The 2,586-nt window shown below is 71.0% G+C and carries 3 protein-coding genes; all 3 read right to left on the reverse strand.

Annotation, left to right across the window (positions count from 1 at the left end):
- A partial coding sequence (cas7e, locus tag ACIQOV_RS36765) for a type I-E CRISPR-associated protein Cas7/Cse4/CasC (protein ID WP_401055144.1) occupies positions 1–1,125 on the reverse strand: 1,125 nt, incomplete at its 3' end.
- Between the two features lie 71 nt (positions 1,126–1,196).
- Positions 1,197–1,826, reverse strand: coding sequence for a type I-E CRISPR-associated protein Cse2/CasB (gene casB / locus ACIQOV_RS36770; RefSeq protein WP_401055145.1), 630 nt, complete (start codon positions 1,824–1,826; stop codon positions 1,197–1,199).
- The coding region (locus tag ACIQOV_RS36775; protein ID WP_401055146.1) for a type I-E CRISPR-associated protein Cse1/CasA at positions 1,816–2,586 on the reverse strand (771 nt) is incomplete at its 5' end. The genes casB and ACIQOV_RS36775, both read right to left, overlap by 11 nt.

Consider the following 2,586-nt stretch of genomic DNA (forward strand, 5'->3'; position numbering starts at 1 on the left):
CCCCTCGATGAGCACGGTGCGCAGGCCCTCGCGCAGGTCGGGGAAGGTGCGGTTCGCACCGAAGGCCTCCAGCAGCTTCCCCCCGGTCTCCTCCGTGTCGGCGCCGAGGGTGTGGCAGATGCCGACGTACAGCGGGGTGTCGCCCCACTGCTCGGTGGCGTTGGCGAACTCCGCCGCGAGGCGGCGCGCGGACTCGGCGACGATGCCCTGGCTCGCCGGGACGGGGTTCTCGTACGCGGATACGAGGTTGACTGGCTGGTCGGCGCGCACGACGACGGCCACCAGGCTCGGGCGGGTGCGGTGGGCGAAGGAGTTGCCGTAACCGGTGGGCATGGAACGGGCGAAGGAGTCGACGAACAGGTCGACGGCGTCGACGGCGGCCTTGTCGTCGCCGAGGTTCTCCCGCAGCTGGTGCAGGCCGACGGTCGCGTAGCGATAGAGGGTCGCGGAGTTGAAGCCGATGGTGCCGATCATGCCGGCGCCGGTCTCGTCCTCGCTGTTCTCGTCGTCGACAGCCGTGTAGTAGTCAAATTCGAGCTCGGCGGCGTGGGTGGAGATCGCGTGCGCGACCTGGGTGGCGGCGTCGACATTGAGTCCGGGGATGTCGGCGACCATGCGGCCGAACAACGCCACGTCGGCCGGGTGGCCGGTCTGCAGCTGCTCCTTGACCGGCAGGGTCTTGACGGCCTCCTCAAGGGCCTTGGCGTCGAGGGCGGCGAGGTCGGTGGCATTGTCGGCGACCAGGGCGACGATGGCGTCCAGCTGGCGGCGCCCGTAGAAGAGCAGGTAGGCGGTGTCGCCCGCCTTCTTGCCCGCGGAGATTCCGGTCGACTTGATCAGCGCATCGGCGATCCGCTGCGCGTCTTCGGCCGCGATGCCGCTGCGCTCGGCGATGCCCTTGGCGAGCTGGGAGGCGATCCGCTTGGTGCGGGTGGCGAGGTCCTGCGGGTCGCGGCTCTCGGTGAAGTGGATCCGGGTGGCGCGCTTCCAGGCCTGGGAGGAGACGCGGGAGCGTCGCTTGCCGCCGAAGTAGGCCTCCTTCGGGTTGCCGTTGTCGTCCCGGTTGAGGTTCGCCGGCGGGACGGTCTGCAGGATGTGCACGTCGATGTAGAGGCGGTCGGTCATGCGCTTCTCCTCGAAGGTGGTGGTGCCGGTGGTGGCGGGTGTGCCGGGGCTGCGGTTGCCCGCCGGCTCGGTCAGCTACCGGCGGCGCCCTTGTCCTTGTCCTTGTCCTTGCCCTTGTCCTTCCAGGCCTGATAGCCGATGGCCCACTTGAGGCGGACCTGCGGGCGCCGGTCGGTGTGGTGCCAGGCCTGGATGTCGGCCATCAGGTGGTTGTAGTCCAGCGGCTGCCCGACGGTCCGCAGCTGGGTGACCAGGCCGCGCAGATGCACCAGCAGCGCGGACACGCTGGTGGCGCCCGCGAGCTGGGCGACGCGGGTGTCGAGTGCCTCCTCGCTGAACTTGCCGCTGCGGCGCAGGGCTCGCAGGGCCTCGCCGAGCTTGACTCCTCGGCGGTGCATAGGCGTGGACTGGCTCTGCTGGTGCAGGCCGTAGAGGGCGAGGGCGGCGTGCTCGGCCTTCTGCTCGTCGGAGACCTCGTCGCGCAACGCCAGGACGTCGTTGACCTCGCAGCTGTAGAACGCACACATCTTGGGGCTGTCCATGACGGGGCGCCCGAGGCCGGAGCGCAGGGCCGCGAGGTCCTCGCCGGGCGGTCGGCGCGGCTGCTCGGTACGCGGGTCGATGCGCCAGGTGTGGTCGTGGGCGGTGAACCGGTCCCAGTACCGGCACCGCTTGGCGGCGGTGGTGTGCTCAGTAGTCAAGGTCCGCTCCGGAATCGGGATCGGGGTCGGGTTCGAGGGCGGGTCCGGTCTCGGCCTCGCGGGCGGCGGCCGCTTCCCGAACGGCGTCGGCGTAACGGGGGAGAATCTCGTTGACCTGGCGCCGGAAGTTCGCGCCAGCGGTGCCGAGCCTGTAGGTCTGCGGTTTGCCCGACTTGCTTGCCGGGCCGACGATGCGGCCCGCGAAGGTGCTGGCAGGGGCGGCCAGCAGGAGCTCGTTCGCCGCCTCCCGTGCCAGGCGGTGGGCCAGTTCCTCCCAGGCGAGCCTGCCCCGCTCCAGGACGTCTTCGTCGGTTCCGGCGTCGCGGACGCCGGCGAGCAGGCGCCGCACCAGGGGGTCGAGGGTGTGCAGGAGGAGGTCGCCGGGGCGCTGGCCCTTGTCCCAGGGGATGGGGTCGGTCCCGGCGGCCCGGCGCAGGTCGGCGGAAAGGTTATTGACGGCCTTCGCGAGCTGTTCCGCCTGCTCGGCGACGTCCAGGAGGAGCTGGTGGGCCTCGCTGTCCTGGTGGAGGGCCAGCAGCGGCAGCGGGATCGCGTCGTGGATGACGTCCTCGACGACGGAGGACTGGGTGCCGTAGACCATGCCGAAGGTCTCGACCTGCAGCGGGTAGTCGGCCGTGAGTTTGCCGATCTCCCGCAGGGCGCTGGCCTCGTCGAGCAGAACGCTGGTCTCGAAGGCGCCGTCCGGGCCCTGGCGGATGGGGGTGAGGAGGGCGTCCAGGCCCCGCCAGGCGGCCTTGCC

Origin of the sequence: Kitasatospora sp. NPDC091257, from assembly GCF_044757675.1 — a bacterium.
Lineage (GTDB): Bacteria > Actinomycetota > Actinomycetes > Streptomycetales > Streptomycetaceae > Kitasatospora > Kitasatospora lactacystinica.